This window comes from Nonomuraea sp. NPDC003560, from assembly GCF_042878785.1.
GTDB lineage: Bacteria > Actinomycetota > Actinomycetes > Streptosporangiales > Streptosporangiaceae > Nonomuraea.
Genome location: NZ_JBIAOF010000013.1, coordinates 123,602 through 139,148, shown reverse-complemented (window position 1 = coordinate 139,148; position 15,547 = coordinate 123,602). Strand labels below are relative to the sequence as shown.

The 15,547-nt window shown below is 72.4% G+C and carries 16 protein-coding genes; 7 read left to right on the top strand and 9 right to left on the bottom strand.

What is annotated here, in order from left to right; genetic code table 11:
• Positions 1-5: 5 nt before the first annotated feature.
• On the top strand, positions 6-1,565 hold the full coding sequence (locus tag ACFYUV_RS40165; protein WP_387678651.1) for a hypothetical protein: 1,560 nt from the start codon (positions 6-8) through the stop codon (positions 1,563-1,565).
• A gap of 4 nt (positions 1,566-1,569) precedes the next feature.
• Here ACFYUV_RS40165 and ACFYUV_RS40160 read toward each other — a convergent pair whose 3' ends face one another.
• Positions 1,570-2,985: an SDR family NAD(P)-dependent oxidoreductase gene (locus ACFYUV_RS40160; RefSeq protein ID WP_387678648.1), complete on the bottom strand. Its 1,416-nt coding sequence runs from the start codon at positions 2,983-2,985 to the stop codon at positions 1,570-1,572.
• A gap of 59 nt (positions 2,986-3,044) precedes the next feature.
• Here ACFYUV_RS40160 and ACFYUV_RS40155 point away from each other — a divergent pair, with 59 nt between their 5' ends.
• A complete protein-coding gene (locus ACFYUV_RS40155; protein WP_387678645.1) occupies positions 3,045-3,203 on the top strand; it encodes a hypothetical protein in 159 nt (52 codons plus the stop codon).
• Between the two features lie 100 nt (positions 3,204-3,303).
• On the opposite strand, the gene ACFYUV_RS40150 is transcribed toward ACFYUV_RS40155, so the two are convergent.
• Positions 3,304-4,329: a threonine/serine dehydratase gene (locus tag ACFYUV_RS40150; RefSeq protein WP_387678642.1), complete on the bottom strand. Its 1,026-nt coding sequence runs from the start codon at positions 4,327-4,329 to the stop codon at positions 3,304-3,306.
• Between the two features lie 155 nt (positions 4,330-4,484).
• Between ACFYUV_RS40150 and ACFYUV_RS40145 the strand changes: the two genes are divergently transcribed.
• The 4 genes from ACFYUV_RS40145 (at position 4,485) to ACFYUV_RS40130 (ending at position 8,348) form a co-directional block, all read left to right on the top strand.
• Positions 4,485-5,669, top strand: coding sequence for a hypothetical protein (locus ACFYUV_RS40145; RefSeq protein WP_387678639.1), 1,185 nt, complete (start codon positions 4,485-4,487; stop codon positions 5,667-5,669).
• Between the two features lie 48 nt (positions 5,670-5,717).
• A complete protein-coding gene (locus tag ACFYUV_RS40140) occupies positions 5,718-6,131 on the top strand; it encodes an SRPBCC family protein (RefSeq protein ID WP_387678636.1) in 414 nt (137 codons plus the stop codon).
• 195 nt (positions 6,132-6,326) lie between these two features.
• Positions 6,327-7,019, top strand: a complete 693-nt coding sequence (locus ACFYUV_RS40135; RefSeq protein WP_387678633.1) for a GNAT family N-acetyltransferase — start codon at positions 6,327-6,329, stop codon at positions 7,017-7,019.
• A 102-nt stretch (positions 7,020-7,121) separates the two neighbouring features.
• Positions 7,122-8,348: an MFS transporter gene (locus tag ACFYUV_RS40130; protein WP_387678631.1), complete on the top strand. Its 1,227-nt coding sequence runs from the start codon at positions 7,122-7,124 to the stop codon at positions 8,346-8,348.
• A 14-nt stretch (positions 8,349-8,362) separates the two neighbouring features.
• Here the strand turns inward: ACFYUV_RS40130 and ACFYUV_RS40125 are convergent, their stop codons facing one another.
• The gene (locus tag ACFYUV_RS40125; protein ID WP_387678628.1) at positions 8,363-8,692 is read right to left on the bottom strand and encodes a DUF3140 domain-containing protein; all 330 of its coding nucleotides are present in this window, start codon (positions 8,690-8,692) and stop codon (positions 8,363-8,365) included.
• The gene (locus tag ACFYUV_RS40120) at positions 8,689-8,928 is read right to left on the bottom strand and encodes a DUF2945 domain-containing protein (protein WP_358295020.1); all 240 of its coding nucleotides are present in this window, start codon (positions 8,926-8,928) and stop codon (positions 8,689-8,691) included. Before ACFYUV_RS40120 ends, ACFYUV_RS40125 begins: the two co-directional genes overlap by 4 nt.
• A 168-nt stretch (positions 8,929-9,096) precedes the next feature.
• Here ACFYUV_RS40120 and gdhA point away from each other — a divergent pair, with 168 nt between their 5' ends.
• Complete coding sequence (gene gdhA / locus ACFYUV_RS40115; protein WP_387678624.1) at positions 9,097-10,440, top strand: NADP-specific glutamate dehydrogenase; 1,344 nt, start codon at positions 9,097-9,099, stop codon at positions 10,438-10,440.
• Positions 10,441-10,508: 68 nt separating this feature from the next.
• Here gdhA and ACFYUV_RS40110 read toward each other — a convergent pair whose 3' ends face one another.
• The 5 genes from ACFYUV_RS40110 to ACFYUV_RS40090 form a co-directional block, all read right to left on the bottom strand.
• Positions 10,509-10,922: a cytidine deaminase family protein gene (locus tag ACFYUV_RS40110; protein ID WP_387678621.1), complete on the bottom strand. Its 414-nt coding sequence runs from the start codon at positions 10,920-10,922 to the stop codon at positions 10,509-10,511.
• A gap of 24 nt (positions 10,923-10,946) precedes the next feature.
• Complete coding sequence (locus ACFYUV_RS40105; protein ID WP_387678618.1) at positions 10,947-11,693, bottom strand: alpha/beta fold hydrolase; 747 nt, start codon at positions 11,691-11,693, stop codon at positions 10,947-10,949.
• Positions 11,694-12,016: 323 nt separating this feature from the next.
• A complete protein-coding gene (locus ACFYUV_RS40100; RefSeq protein ID WP_387678615.1) occupies positions 12,017-13,678 on the bottom strand; it encodes a bifunctional metallophosphatase/5'-nucleotidase in 1,662 nt (553 codons plus the stop codon).
• 133 nt (positions 13,679-13,811) lie between these two features.
• Positions 13,812-14,621 carry a carbohydrate ABC transporter permease gene (locus ACFYUV_RS40095; protein WP_387678612.1) on the bottom strand — a complete coding sequence of 270 codons (810 nt, stop codon included), beginning with the start codon at positions 14,619-14,621 and terminating at the stop codon, positions 13,812-13,814.
• Positions 14,614-15,546, bottom strand: coding sequence for a carbohydrate ABC transporter permease (locus ACFYUV_RS40090; RefSeq protein WP_387678609.1), 933 nt, complete (start codon positions 15,544-15,546; stop codon positions 14,614-14,616). The genes ACFYUV_RS40095 and ACFYUV_RS40090 overlap by 8 nt, the downstream gene beginning before the upstream one ends.
• Position 15,547 lies beyond the last annotated feature (1 nt).

The following is a 15,547-nucleotide window of genomic DNA, read 5'->3' as shown; positions in this document are numbered from 1 at the left end:
GGATCGTGAATGCCACGACCGTCACCTCCGTCAGGGCCCTCGACATCCACGGGTGCGCCGCCGGTCTGCTGCGCTTCGCGGCCCCGTACGAGGTGGACTCCCTCCTTGGCGATCCGCTCACGCAGGGCGCCTTCGTCAGCCACGGCATGCTCAACCGGGTCGTCGCCGAGGCGCTGCTGCGCCGTCCCGGCCCGAAGCGGCTCCCGCCCGCGGAGGTGCTCCTCGACCCCGGGACGTGCCTGCCCGGCCGGCTGCTCGACCTGGACGATCCCCAGGTCAACGGCCGGCTGTTCCTCTCCCCCGGGATGCCGCGCAACCTCCTCAGGCAGCTCGCGCACCAGACCTCCCGCCACGACGGCCGCACCCCGCTGCCGTTTCCCCAGGACGTGCTGGAGGCGGCGGTCACCCAGAGGCACCAGTCGTTCCTGCTGCACGCCGCCGACCCCGGCATCGCGGCCCGTGCCCTGCGGACCCTGGGCAGGGGCGCGGACCCGCACGGCGCGATCCAGGCCTGCCGCACCCTGCTGGACGCCGGGCGCACCGCCGAGCTCGCCGAGCTGGTGAAGCACGACCTGCTGCCCGATGTCCGCTGGGGCGCCGAGGAGGCGGAGCCGAGCGTGAGCGCGTACGCGCGGGCCGCGCTGACCAGCGAGGAGGGCGCGGCGCGGCTGCGCGAGGCGAGCGAGCGCCTGCGGCGTCCCGAACGGCTGCGCTCGGCCGCCGAGCTGGCCGACGCCGCCGCCCGCGCGCCCTACGGCGACGCGCGGGCCCGGCCGGTCGTCCACCGGCGGCACCCGTCGATCCCCCGGGTGGACTGGGCCGCCGTGCTCGACGGCGAGCCGGAGCGACGGCGACGCGAAGGCCCGCTGCCCTACCGCGCGGCCAGGCTCATGGCGCAGCGCGCGGACGTCCCCGAGGAACTGCTGCTCCTGGCCGTCGCCGACCATCCCGAGCTGGCGCCGCTCGTCCCCAGCCCGTCACCCGCGCTGCTCGCCCTGGTCCGCGACCGTCTCCCGGCGGTCGGCGCGGGCGCGGTGGCGAAGGTCGCCGGGAACGGCTACGTCGCCGGCACGCTGACCGCCGAGGAGATCGTCGCCGGCCTGCCGCCCGAGGCGCTCGACCGGTACGCGGAGTCGCTGTGGCTGCCCGGCCTGCGCGGCACGGCGGCGGTCCGCACGCTGCTCGGCCGGGACGGCGACGTGCCGCTGCGCCCGTTCGTCGTGGACGAGACCGGTTCCGGCCCGCGCCGCCGCCTGCGGACGCCCGGCGTACGGGCCCACTGGGACGCCGAGACCCTCTACGGCCAGCTGGCCGCCGCCGAGCTGCGGCGGCTCGGCGAGCTGAGCGCCGACGAGGTGCTGTCCATGGTCAGGCCAGAAGCGGTGCTCGCGCCCCCGCCCGGCGTGCTGCCGGACCCGCGCGTGCTGCGCCGGCTGGCCGAGCTGGTCCACCGGCACCTCGGCGGCAGTCCCGAGGCGTGGATGGTGGCGCTGCGGCTGCTCACGGAGGGCTTCGTCGGCACCCTGCCCGAGCTGCTGGCCACGGCGGGCGCGGTCGCCGGCTGACACCTCACCAGGGCGCGACCCGGTAGTCCTTCAGCAGGCATCCGTACGGCGGGTCGCCGGCCTCGCCGCGCACGATCGGGTCGTACACGCGGGCGGCGGCGTCCACCGCGTCCAGCGGCGGGCGGAACCCGGCGGCGGCCCGGCGGCGCCGGTCCGGGTCCGGCTGCTGGTCGGAGAACCAGCCCGGGTCCACGCTGGTGACGTAGACCCCCGCGGCGGCCAGCTCGGCGGCGCTGGTGAGGGTCAGCATGTTCAGCGCGGCCTTGGCCATGTTGGTGTGCGGGTGCTCGGGCCCCTTGTACATCCGGCCGAACTGCCCCTCGGCGGCCGAGACGTTCACCACGTACCTGCGCGGGCGCGGCGAGCCCACGAGCAGCGGGCGCAGCCTGCCGATCAGCAGGAAGGGCGCGGTCACGTTGATGAGCTGCACCTCCAGCAGCTCCACCGGGTCGACCTCGTGCACCAGCCGGGTCCAGGAGTTGTCCGGCGCGGGGTCGGGAAGCAGTCCCGCGACGTCCACGGCGACGCTCACCGCGGTGTCCGGCGCGCCCTTCTCCGGCGGAGGCGTCTGCCCGGCGGTCAGCTCGGCCGTGTGCTCGCCCGCGAGCAGCGCCTCGTAGGAGGCGGCGGGCGGGCGCACGGTCTGGGCGGCCAGGTTCACCAGGATGTCCAGCGGCTCTCCCGCGGCCACCTGCTCGTCGCACCACCGCACCACCGCCGGGACGTCCCGCAGGTCCATGCCGGTGACCGTGAGCCGGTCGGCCCACTCCTCGTGATCCGGCACGGCGGCGAAGCGGCGGCGCGCGTCCTGCGGGAACCGGGTCAGCGCGGTCACCGCGGCCCCGTCCCGCAGCAGCTTGAGCACCAGCTCGAACCCGGCCTTCACCCGGCCGCCGGTGACGACGGCACGCCTGCCGGTGAGGTTTGTGCGGGCCGTGCGCCGCCGCGCGTTCTTCTCGGCGCACCCCGGGCAGAGCCGTTCGTACCGCTTGTCGGCCGTACGGAAATGGGCCTTGCAGACGTAACACCTGGTCAGGCCGTCGATGCGCGAGGACGGCTCGGCCGCGCGGGCGACGGCCCCGGCGGCCGGGCCGGGAACGCCGGTCGTGACGGCCGAAGCGGGAACGCCGGTCGTGACGGCCGAAGCGGGAACGCCGGTCGTGACGGCCGAAGCGGGGGCGCCGGTCGTGACGGCCGAAGCGGGGGCGCCGGTCGTGACGGCCGAAGCGGGGGCGCCGGCGAGCGCGGCCGCGTCCCGCTCGGCGAGCCGCCGCCGCTTCCCGGCCCGCTCGTGGCGCCGCGTCCGGCCGAGGAAGGCTCGGGCCGCCTCCCGGACGCGGACGCGATCGGGGTCATCCTCGGGCGCCTCGGCCAGCTCGGAGAGCACTCTCAGGCACGCCTGCAGGTCGTCGTCGCGCACAAATCAGATGATATTGCTGGGTCTGTCCCGCTCTACTGAGATCCATGGGAGGAACACGGGTGACGTCGAAGCTGGCCGACTTCATCGACGCGATGATCGATCTGGGCATGACCGGCCAGGTCTTCGGCGCGCACGGCATCGGCAAGACCTCGACGTTCTTCTCCCACCTCAGGGCGCGCCAGCGCTTCTGGATCGACGTCTTCACCGGCCGGCCCTGACCCCGAGGCGCCGTCCGCGCCGTTCGCGCCGTCCGCGCCGTCCGCGCCGTCCGCGCCGTCCACGCCCTCCGCGCCGTTCGCGCTGGGAAGCGGTCGTGGTCTACGGCGGGGGTGCGCCGATCCAGCGGCGGTAGGCGTCCATGTCGACGTTGGCGCCGCAGACGATGGTGATCACGTGCCGGCCGGCGAAGCGGTCGCGGTCTTCGAGGATCGCCGCGACGCCCAGCGCGGCCGACGGCTCCACCACCAGGCCGGCGTGGTCGAGGAGCAGCCGCATGCCGGCCACGATCGACTCCTCCCGCACCAGGACGGCGTCGTCGGCGACCACGAGAAGGTCGTCCAGGACGGCCGGGATCGGACACCGGCCCGCGACGCCGTCGGCGATGGTGCGGGTCGGGCCGGTGGCGACGACGCGCCGCCGTCGCCACGAGAGGGTCATCGCGGGCGCGCCCAGCGGCTGGACGCAGATCACCTCGACGCCGGGCGCGAGCTCCTTCAGCACGTGCCCCACGCCGCTGGCCAGCGCCCCGCCGCCGAGCGCGATCAACACAGCGTCGTACGACGGCACAGCGTCGTACGACGGCACGGCCTCGTACGGCGGCACGGCCTCGTACGGCGGCACGGCTCCGGCCAGTTCCAAGCCGATGGTCGCGGCGCCCTCGCAGGTCTCGATGTCGAGGCTGTCCTCGACCAGCCGGATGCCGTGGTGCCGGGCCATGACCGCCGCCCGCTCGCGGGCCAGGTCGAAGTCGCCGTCCACGAGCTCCAGCCCGGCGTCCAGGGCGCGGATGCGGTCGAGCTTGGCGGCGGGCGCGGAGCGGGGTGCCACGACGGTGACGTCGAGGCCCCGCCGGCGGCCGGACCAGGCGAGGGCCTGGCCGAGGTTGCCCGCGCTGGCGCACACCACGGCCCGCGCGCCGCCGTCGGCGAGCAGGCTCGCGACCAGCTCCGTGCCGCGGGCCTTGAAGCTGCGCACCGGGTTCGCCGTCTCCAGCTTGACGCTCACCGCGCACCCGAGGTGGGGCTCCAGCGCCGGGCAGGGGAACAGCGGCGTGTCGAGGAACATGGGGTCGATCATCGGGCGTGCCGCCCGGATCCGAGCAGTGTCGAGCCGCGTCTCCCGCACGGCACAGGAGCGTAGCAACGGCTCCCGCACGGCACAGGAGCGTAGCAACGGCTGGGCCGCGAGAACCCGGACACGCGGCGCGACCGTCCGTACACTTTCTGTCGCTGGTCTGCGTGGCCTTACGGCCCGGTCAAGAGAGGGCGGGGTGGGGAGCGATGAGCGAGGTCCACGGCGGCGGGCCGCCGCCGGGCGCCGCGGAGGCCGCCGGGCCGGAGTCGGTGACCTGTCACGAGGATCTGGTGAGGCTGCTGGCCGAGCAGTTCGCCCGGGCCGACGTGTCGCTGCGGGAGTTGCAGGCGCGGGCCGACAGGTCGGGCGGCGCCCGGTTGCCGCGCAGCACGTGCGCGGACATGCTGGCCGGTCGGCGTTTCCCCAAGAAGGCGGTCATGGTGGCGTTCCTGCGGGGGTGCCGCGTGCCCGAGCACCAGCTGCCCGCGTGGGAGCGGGCCTGGGATCGGGTGCGGATCAGCCGGCTGCCCGCCGGCGTCTGGGACGACCGCGGCTCGCCGGCGTCCGACGGCCTGCATACGTTCGGCAGCCCACGGGCATCCGACGGTCCGCAGACGTCCGACGGCCCGCAGACGTCCAGCGGCCCGCAGACGGCTGGCAGCCCGCAGGCGTCCAGTGGCATGCTGTCGGCCGCGGTCGGCTCGGCGGGGCCGGTGCTGCCGGGCGGGGCGGCGGCGGTCGTGGGCGGTGGCGGGCTGCGGCGGGCCGTCCTGTTCGCCGGGATCGCCGTGCCGGTGGCCGCCGCGCTGGTCCTGGCCGTCGTCGTTGTCCTGCGGCTGACGGGACGGCCCGAGCCGCGACCCGAAGGCGCGTCCGGCCAGACCGTGGACTCCGGCCAGACCGTGGACTCCGGCCAGATCGTCACCGACGACGGCCGCGCGTTCCCTCGCGGCGGGTCGAGCCGGTTCACCGTGAGCGTCAGCCCGGCCAACACCGGCGTACGGCTGATCCGCCGGCTCGACGCCGGCGTCGGCCTGCAGGACGCGACCATCACCGTGGACGGCGTCCCCGCGGCGAGGTGGCGGCCGCTGCTGGAGGACGCCGTCCACAAGTGGCGGAACCAGATCGTCGATCTTCCGCCGGGGCTGACGGCGGGGCGGCGGGCGCTCACCGTCGTCAACACGTGCGTGTCCGAGACGGGGTTCAACGAGTTCCTCTACACCGTGGAGCACCGGATCAACGGCGTCTGGTCGGTCGCCGACCGGGTCGACGTGGGCCCCGACCACCCCGCCAGCGAGGCGGCGCACGACTACCGCGTCGTGCGCGGCGACTGGGCCCACCACCAGACCTTCGCCTACCCGCCACGAAAGGAGGACTGGGACGTTCGCTAACATAACGAAGTACTTCATAATGAAGTACGTAAACAAAGGGGATCCCCCATGGCCTCCATCCGGCACGAAGTCGTCATCGACGCCTCCCCCGACCACATCTGGGACGTCCTGCGTGACGTCGGAGCCGTGCACGAACGGCTGCTCCCGGGCCGCGTCGAGGACACCAGGCTGGACGGCGACCAGCGGTTCCTGACGTTCCCCGACGGGCATGTGATCCGCGAGCTGATCGTGGCGATCGACGACGACGCCCGCCGTCTGGCCTACGCGGTCGTGGAGGGCGCGAGGCCGCCGCTGGCCCACCATCACGCCTCCTTCGAGGTCCGTCCGGAGGGCGAGGGGGCCGGTCGGCTGATCTGGATCACCGACGTGCTGCCCGATGCGCGAGCCGCCGAGGTCGGCCTGCGGATGCGGTACGGCGCGGCCGAGATGAAGCAGGCGATCGAAACCACGTCCCGCCACTAACCCGTTCCCCACCCGCCGCCGCCCCACCGCGACCCGCCGCTGCGCCGCCACAAAGGCCCGGCACAGGGGCGGGCACAGGGGCGGGTAGAAGGCCCGGCACAGAGCATCGCGGCGAGGTCACTAGGATGACCGGCGCCGGATGCCCCCCGTCCCTCCAGCCGGCTCCCCCGCACCACCCGAGAGGCGCACACCACGATGGCGGACCGCGACGCCACCCCGCTCGACGACCCGGTAGGCGCGTCACTGCGCGGCCGTCACGCGCACCTCGCCCGGCGGCTCGGCGCGGCGGTCACGTACCAGGCGGAGGTGGCGACCTTCTCCTCGGTCCCGGCCGAGCCGGACGAGCGGGCGTGGGCCGACCTGGCCCGGCTGCTCGGGCCGGGCGAGCTCGCCGACCTGTTCAGCTCCCCGGCGACCCCGCCGCCCGGCTGGGAGCCGGTGTTCGCCCTCGACGGCCGCCAGCTGATCTGGGACGGCGGCGACCGCGTCCCCGCCGCGCCCGGCGACGTCACCGAGCTGGGCGCGGACGACGTCCCGCAGATGCTCGACCTCGTCGCCAGGACGCGACCGGGGCCGTTCTGGGCGCGTACCCGTGAAATGGGCGCCTACCTCGGCGTCTTCGACGGCGGGAAGCTGGTCGCGATGGCGGGCGAGCGGCTGCGACCGCCGGGCTGGACCGAGATCAGCGCCGTGTGCACCGCGCCCGAGGCGCGCGGCCAGGGGCACGCGGGCCGCCTGGTCGGCGCGCTCGTCTCGCGGATCCTGGCCCGCGGCGAACGCCCGTTCCTGCACGTGGCCGAGGCCAACACCGGCGCGATCGCCCTCTACGAGCGACTCGGCTTCCGAACCCGCCGAACCGTGACCTTCCGAGGCTTCCGCACCCCCTGACGCCCCCGGTTCCCGCCCCCCGTACGGCCCGGGGCGGGCGCTCGGGTCCTGGTGGAAAACGCGTTGCCTCGGGTGCTCGGTGAAACGTATGGTTTTGCGCTCGTGGTCACAGTCGTGGAACGGGTCCTGCCGGCCCGGTTGGGGACAGGGTTCCGATGGTTGCTGGCGTCGAGCTGGCTGACGAATCTCGGTGACGGGATCGCGGCCGCCGCCGGCCCGCTGCTGATCGCGACGCTGACCCGCGACCCGCTGATGATCTCGCTGTCCGCCCTGGTGAGCTGGGCGCCGCCGCTGGCGTTCAGCCTGTACGCCGGCGTCCTGTCCGACCGGTACGACCGTCGCAGGATCGTGCTGGTCGCGAACGCCGTGCGGGCCGTGGTGCTGGCGGCGCTCGTCGTGCTCATGGCGACCGGCACCGTGACCGTGGCGACGGCGCTGGCGGCGCTCACGCTCCGGTCCATCGCCGAGGTGTTCGCCGACAACGCGACGTCCACGCTGACGCCGATGATGGTCTCCAGGGACGACCTGATCGTCGCCAACGCCCGCCTCGGCACCGGGTTCATCACGCTCAACCAGCTCGCCGGACCGCCGATCGGCGCGGCGCTGTTCGGATTGGGCCTGACCTGGCCGTTCGCGAGCCAGCTGCTCCTGGTGCTGGCGGGGATGGTCCTGGTCTCCCGCATCGCGCTGCCGCCGCGGGTCCGGCCGGACGACGCGCCGCGTCCGAACACCGTGCGCGAGCTCGTCGCCGGGTTCAGCTGGACCGTGCGGCACCCGGCGGTCCGCACGCTGGCGCTCACCATCCTGATCTTCAACTTCACCTTCGGCGCGGCCTGGTCGGTGCTCGTCCTCTACACCCAGGAGCAGCTCGGCCTCGGCGCGATGGGGTTCGGCCTGATGACCACCATCGGCGGGATCGGCGGCCTGATCGGCACCGGCCTGTACGGGACCATCACCCGCAGGGTCAGCCTCGGCGCCCTGATGCGGATCGGGCTCATCATCGAGACGTTCACCCACCTGGGCCTGGCCCTGACCCGTTCGCCGTGGGTCGCCGGAGCCATCTTCCTGGTCTTCGGCGCGCACGCCTTCATCTGGGGCACCACCTCGGGCACCGTCCGCCAGCGCGCGGTGCCGCAGGAGCTGCAGGGACGGGTGGGCAGCGTCAACACCGTCTGCGTCTACGCCGGCCTGGTGGTCGGCTCGCTGATCGGCGGTGTGCTGGCCACCCGGTTCGGCGTCGCGGCGCCCTTCTGGTTCGCCTTCGCCGGTTCGGCGGTGTTCGTGGTGCTGCTGTGGCGGCAGCTCATGCTCATCGCCCACGACGACTGAGCAGCGAGCGCCGCTCACTTGAGCGGGTCGTGCCCCCAGTTCATCAGCGAGTAGCGCCACCGGGTCTCCCGGACGTCACCGGACGGGCGTTGCGCCAGGTGCCGGTGGATGTAGCCGATCACCTTGGTCATGTGCTCGTAGTCGTGGCCGGTCCAGGAGGACCTGCCCTTGCGCAGGAGCCGCACGATCTCGCGGCCGAAGGCGTGGCCGGTCGACTCGCCGCCGCCGTCCTGCTTCTGGCCGACCTCCTTCGACTCCTCGGTGTCCAGCCAGCGTTCCAGCTCGTGCGCGGTCATGTTGACGGCCTGGCCGAACTCGGCCGCCACGTCCCGGTCGTCGCTCACTTCGCGCCCTTGCCCTTGTCCTTGCGCAGGGCGGACGGCTTGTGCACGGCCTCGCGCCCGCTCTTGTCGCTGCGCACGACGTACTGCGGGTCGTCGGGCGAGGCCGCCACGGTACGGCCGGCCTCCTTCGTCCTCTTGGTGATCTTCTTCTCCACCTTGCCGCGGGCCGTGGACCCGTGGCTCTTCCAGGAGACCTCGTCACCCACGGACGGATCGTCCTTGCGCTTGCCGGTCATAGGATCCGCGCTACCCCACCGCCCTCCCGCACTCGGTCAGGCGGGCAAACCTTCCTTTACCGGCGCCGTCCCGGGTCCGGCGACGGCGTCCTCGGGGCGGGGCGGCTGCTGCTCACGCGTGGCCGAATCGTAAAGTGAGCAGGATCGCACCAGTGATGTAGGGAGCCCTTGTTGCACGAGAAACTGTCGTCGACCTACGACAACGTCCTGCGCCGGAACCCCGGCGAGGTCGAGTTCCACCAGGCCGTGCGCGAGGTGCTCGAAAGCATCGGCCCAGTTCTCGGCAAGCATCCCGAGTACGCCGAATCGAAGATCATCGAGCGGATCTGCGAGCCCGAGCGGCAGATCATCTTCCGCGTGCCGTGGCTGGACGACCGGGGCGAGGTGCAGATCAACCGCGGCTTCCGGGTGGAGTTCAACAGCGCGCTCGGGCCGTACAAGGGCGGGCTGCGCTTCCACCCGTCGGTCTACCTGGGCATCGTGAAGTTCCTCGGGTTCGAGCAGATCTTCAAGAACGGCCTGACCGGCCTGCCCATCGGCGGCGGCAAGGGCGGCTCGGACTTCGACCCCAAGGGCCGCTCCGACCGCGAGGTGATGAGCTTCTGCCAGAGCTTCATGACCGAGCTCTACCGGCACATCGGCGAGTACACCGACGTCCCGGCCGGTGACATCGGCGTCGGCGGGCGCGAGATCGGCTACCTGTTCGGCCAGTACAAGCGCATCACCAACCGCTACGAATCCGGCGTGATCACCGGCAAGGGCCTGGTCTACGGCGGCGCCCAGGTACGCACCGAGGCCACCGGCTACGGCTGCACGTTCTTCGTGGACGAGATGCTCAAGGCCCGCGGCACGTCGTTCGACGGCAAGCGGGTCGTCGTGTCGGGCTCCGGCAACGTGGCCGTCTACACGATCGAGAAGATCGAGCAGCTCGGCGGCGTCGTGGTGGCCTGCTCCGACTCCTCCGGCTACGTGCTCGACGAGAAGGGCATCGACCTCGACCTGCTCAAGCAGGTCAAGCAGGTCGAGCGGGGCCGTCTGGAGACGTACGCCGAGCGCCGGGGCGAGCAGGCCGTCTTCGTCCCGGACCGCAGCGTGTGGGAGGTGCCCTGCGAGGTGGCGATGCCGTCCGCCACGCAGAACGAGATCACCGGCCGGGACGCCGCGTTCCTGGTGGACAACGGCCTGGTCGCGGTCGGCGAGGGGGCCAACATGCCGACCACGCCGGAGGGCATCAAGGTGTTCCTGGAGGCGGGCGTCGCGTTCGGGCCGGGCAAGGCGGCCAACGCGGGCGGGGTGGCGACCAGCGCGCTGGAGATGCAGCAGAACGCCAGCCGCGACTCCTGGACGTTCGAGTTCTCCGAGCGCCGCCTCCAGGAGATCATGCAGGACATCCACGGCCGCTGCCTGCAGACCGCCGACGAGTACGGCATGCCGGGCAACTACGTGGCCGGCGCCAACATCGACGGCTTCCGCCGGGTCGCCGACGCCATGCTCGCGCTGGGCCTCATCTGACCGCGCCGGCGCCTCGGCCTGCCCTCCCGCCCCGGCCCGCCCTCGCCGGCGCGGCATGCGCGAGAGGGTCAGGCCGGGGCGCCGGGAGGCAGCTGGTGGTCGGCCCAGACGTAGGTCTCGGGCAGCAGGTCGGTGACGGGGACCGTACGGAGACGGTCGCCGTCGCCCACGATGACCTGGAGGGCCGGGAAGTAGTCCAGCAACACCTGGCGGCAACGGCCGCACGGCGGGACGACCCCGCGCTCCCGGTCCCCCACCGCGACGATCGTGTCCAGCTCGTACGCGCCCTGGGCGGCCGCCGTGCCGATGAGGACCAGCTCGGCGCAGGGCCCGCCGGTGAAGTGGTAGGCGTTCACCGCCGTGACGATCCGGCCGTCGCGGGTGCGCGCGGCGGCCGCCATGGTGTGGTTGTCACCCCGGCAGCGAGTGCGGGCGACCTCCGTGGCGGCCTGGACGAGTTCGCGGTCGACGTGCGGGCTCACTGCTCCTCCTCGTGACCTGGCGCGTCAGGCGCGGGTCTGCTCGCGCAGGAACCCGACGATCAGTTCGGTGACCTCGTCCGGCCGTTCCATGCTCGCCAGGTGGGCCGCCCAGGGCAGCTCGACGTTGCGGGCGGCGGGCAGGTCGGCCTCGGTGTGCCGGAAGTCGGCGACGTCGTGCGCGCCCGACACGGCCAGGCACGGCATCGTCACGGCCGCCGGGTCCACCTGGACCTTGACCGGGCCGACGACCCCCTCGGCGAGCTGGAGCTCGTAGGCGCGCAGCTGCATCTCGTGCACGGCCCGCCCGGCCTTCTCGTCGGCGTCGGGGCCCAGCCAGCGGTCGACCATCAGCTGCGCGGCGCCCGCCAGGTCGCCGGCCTCGACCAGCGCGTCCTCGCGCTCGCCGACCGCGCGCAGCTCTGCGCTCGGCTCCCGCCACGGCAGGGCGGCGGAGAGCAGGATCAGCGCCTCCACCCGCTCGGGGCTGCTCGCGGCCACCTCCAGCGCCACCTTCCCGCCGTAGGAGCAGCCGGCCAGGAAGAACCGGTCGATGCCCAGGCTGTCGAGGAGGCCCAGCACGTCGCCGGAGTTGCTGTACGGCTCGGTGGGCAGCGGGCTCTGCCCGAAGCCGCGCAGGTCGCACCGGACCACCCGGAAGCCGGCGGCGATCAGGGGCTCCCACTGGGGGTCCCACATGCGCCGGTCGCAGACCCCCGCGTGCAGGAGGAGCAGGGCCGGTCCGTCGCCTGCCACGTCATAAGAAATCGTCATCGCGCAGACGTTACCAGTCATTCACTGACCGGTTTGTCCCACGCGAGACGGCGCCGGGGCTTTTCCGGCGACCCTGGCCATCCAGGCCGTCACGCCCAGCACCACGGCCGCCAGCACCCCCGGCAACACCGTTCCAGGGACGTCACAACGGCCTCCCAGGCCCGGCGAACGCCACGGACGGCCCGCCGAACGCCCCCGGCAGGCCGCGCGGCCGGGCCGTGGCCGTGTCGGCGTTGTGCCGCAACCGCTCCGCCTCGGCCGCGAGCCGGAGCTCGCCGCACTCCGGGGCGCGGAGGGCCGTGCGGCCCCCCGCGCCCGGAGCACTACGGCAGGGCCACCGCGCGGTCCAGGGCGGGCGGGGTCAGCGGGCCCTGGCGCAGGTAGGCCCGCATGGCCTCGTAGTCGCGGCTGCCGCGCACCGCGTCGGTGTACCCGGCGAAGGCGGTGTAGCCGTCGGCGCCGAGCAGCGTGTACGCCAGCGCCGCGAGCCGGTAGGTCCGGCCGGTGTCGAGCGGCTGGCCGTTGATGACCACGTCGGCGGGGTTGATCCGGTCGCCCACGGGCCGGTTCGGGGAGTAGGAGAAGCGCACGTTCTTCGACACGGCCAGCGGGGCGAACTTCACGGTGCCGTCGGCCTGCGTCTGCCACTGCTGCTCCAGGGCCTGCTCAAGCTGCGAGCCCTTGACCGACACCGTGACCACCGGGTTGGCGTAACCCCAGGCGGCCCACGACTCGCCCATGAGCACCTTGCCGTCGGCGTCGGCGGCGTTGGCGCCCTTGGCGAACCTCAGGTCGCCGCGCAGCGAGTTCGAGCCCTTGGTCGGCGCCACGGCCACCATGGCCAGGTCGGCCTTGCCGCCCTCGGTCTGCTGGGAGTCGAAGTACTCCACGTCGGCCACGGTGTTGCCGAGCGTGCTCTGCCCGGTCACGTCGCGAGTCCTGGTGAGGTCGCCGGTGATGGTCCCGTACGGCTTGGCGTAGGTCTCCTTCTGCATGGCGTTCCAGTGGTCGACCAGCTTCACCATGGCGGGGTCGGGCGCGATGTCGCGGGTCACCGGGTGGTTGGCCGCGGTGGTCGCGGTCCTGATGACGTCGCGGGTGCGGCGGTCGAGCTTGAGGTTGATCTCGCTGATGAGGCGGCCGTGGTTGGCGGCCTCGACGACCGGGCGGGGGTTGCCCGCGGGGTCGGGGATCGAGCAGTTGAAGTACCAGTGCCAGTGGCCCGTGACGATGGCGTCGATGTCGGGCGAGGCGTTCTTGGCGAAGTCCCAGATGGGTCCGGCCTTCTGGTCCGCGCAGCCGCTGTAGTCCTCGCCGGCCTTGCCGCCCTCGTGCACGTTGGCGACGATGGCCTTGACGCCGCGGCGCTTGAGGATCTCGGCGTACTTGTTGGCCGTCTCCACCAGCGGCAGGTTGTCCAGCGACGGCTGGTAGGAGGTGGAGCCGTCCACGGTGGTGGGCGTGGTCAGGTTGATGAACCCGACGGGGATGCCCTGGAACCGCTTGATCACGTACGGCGGGAGCACCGGGCGGGTGTCGCCCTTCATGGTGATGTTGGCCGTGGAGATGTCGAAGTCGGCGCCCTGGAAGGGCTGCCCGTCGGAGTCGGTGAAGCAACTGTCGAGCCCGACCTCGCCGAAGCACTCCCCCTTGCCCATGTGGTCGCGCAGGAACTCCAGGGACCGGTCCAGCTCGTGGTTCCCGACCGTGGTGAACTCCACCTTGATCTTGTTCAGGAACTCGATCGTGGGCTCGTCGGCGTGGTAGGACACCTCGGTGGGCCAGCCGCTGAAGTTGTCGCCGCTGGAGAAGGTGACCGTGTTCTCGTGCCCCTGCCGGAGCCGGTCGAGATGCGCCGCCAGGTACGGCGCGCCGCCCACCACCAGCGTGTTCCCCTGCGGATCCTTGATCGTGCCGTCGGCGGCGTTGCTCTGCGGGGTGATGTAGCCGTGGAAGTCGGTGAGCGACAGCAACTGCACGTCCACGGGCTTGGGCGCGGCCAGTGCCGGTGAGGCGGACGAGGCCAGAGTGACGCCTAAGGCGACAATAATCCACTTACGGAACGAAGACACGCAGACTCCTAAATAAGGGGATATAGCGGGAGAAAAGACTTGCGGATCAGCCCTTCGAGCCGGTGAACGCGATCCCGGCGATCAGCTGCCGTTGCATGACCACGAAGAGAACGATCACCGGCAGCGAGGCCACGACGGACCCGGCGAAGAGGATGGGGTAGTTCGTCAGGTACTGGCCGCGCAGCGAGGCCAGCCCGGCGGAGAGCGTCATCATCTCCGGATCGGTGTTGACCACCAGCGGCCACAGCAGGCTGCTCCAGGACCACATGACGGTCAGCAGCCCGAGCGCCAGCAGGCCGGGCCGGACCAGCGGCAACATGATCCACCAGTAGATCTGCAGCGGGTTGGCGCCGTCCAGCCGCGCCGCCTCGTCCAGCTCCCTGGGCAGGGTCTTGAAGAACTGCCGCAGCAGGAACGTGCCGAAGGCGCCGAAGACGCCGGGGGCGATGAGCGCCTGGAGGGTGTTGAGCCAGCCGAGGCCCTGCATGATCTCGTACCGGGGCAGCAGGAACAGCTCCCCCGGCACCATCAGCACGGCCAGGAACAGCATGAAGATCGGCCCGCGCCCGGGGAAGTCCAGCCGCGCGAAGGCGAAGGCCGCCAGCGAGCACAGCAGCAGCTGCCCGGCCGTCACCGCGGCCGTCACGACCACCGTGTTGAGGAACTGCCGCCCGAGCGGCACGGTCCGGAACACGTCGGCGAAGTTGTGCCACTGCCAGGAGGGGACCGCCGTGGGCGGCACCCGCATCGACTCGGTCATGGTCTGCAGCGAGACCACGAGCTGCCAGACGAACGGCATGACCATGATCAGACCGCCGATGAGCAGGACCGCGTGCACGATCCAGCGCCTACTCATAGTGGACCCACCGCCTCTGCAGCCGGAACTGGACGGCGGTCAGCATGAGGATCAGGGCCAGCAGCACGACCGCGATCGCGGCGGCGTAGCCGCGGCTGTTCTGCACGAAGCCCTGCTCGTAGAAGAGGTAGACCATCGTGCGGCTGCCCGCCAGCGCCGGGCTCTTGGTGTCGATCATGAGGTAGACCAGGTCGAAGACCTGCAGCGTGTTGATCAGCGTGATCACCACGACGAAGAACGTGGTGGGCGTGAGCAGCGGCAGCGTGATGCGGAAGAACTGCCGCACCCGGCCCGCGCCGTCGATCGAGGCGGCCTCGTAGTAGTGCTTGGGGATGCCCTGCAACCCGGCCAGGAACAACACCGCGTTGTACCCGAGCGAGGTCCAGATCCCGACCACCGCGACCGCGTAGATCGCGAACTCGGGGTCGGACACCCAGTACGGCCCGTCGATCCCGACCAGGCCGAGCAGGTAGTTGATCGGCCCGAAGTCGCCGTTGTACAGGTAGCGCCAGGTCAGGCCGACGGCCGCGGGCATGGTGACCACCGGCAGGAAGTACAGCGTGCGGTAGAAGCCCAGCCCGCGCAGCCCCGGCACGTTCAGCAGCGCCGCGATCACGATCGACAGCGGCACCCCGACCAGCACGAGCACGGAGTAGAGCAGCGTGTTGCGCAGCGCGCCGGCCATCTCCTCGTCGCCGAGGAGGGCGATGAAGTTGTCCAGGCCCACCCACGTCTGCCCGCCGAACACGCCCGACTCGGTGAAGCTGAGGTAGAGCGTCTGGACGATCGGCCACAGGTAGAACACGGCCAGCCCGAGGGCCATGGGCGCGATCAGCCCGTAACCCCACAGCCAGTCGCGTCGCGACCGCCGCCCCGGCGGGGCCGCCGCCTTGACGGCGGCGGCCCGTTCCTCGGTCAGCACCATC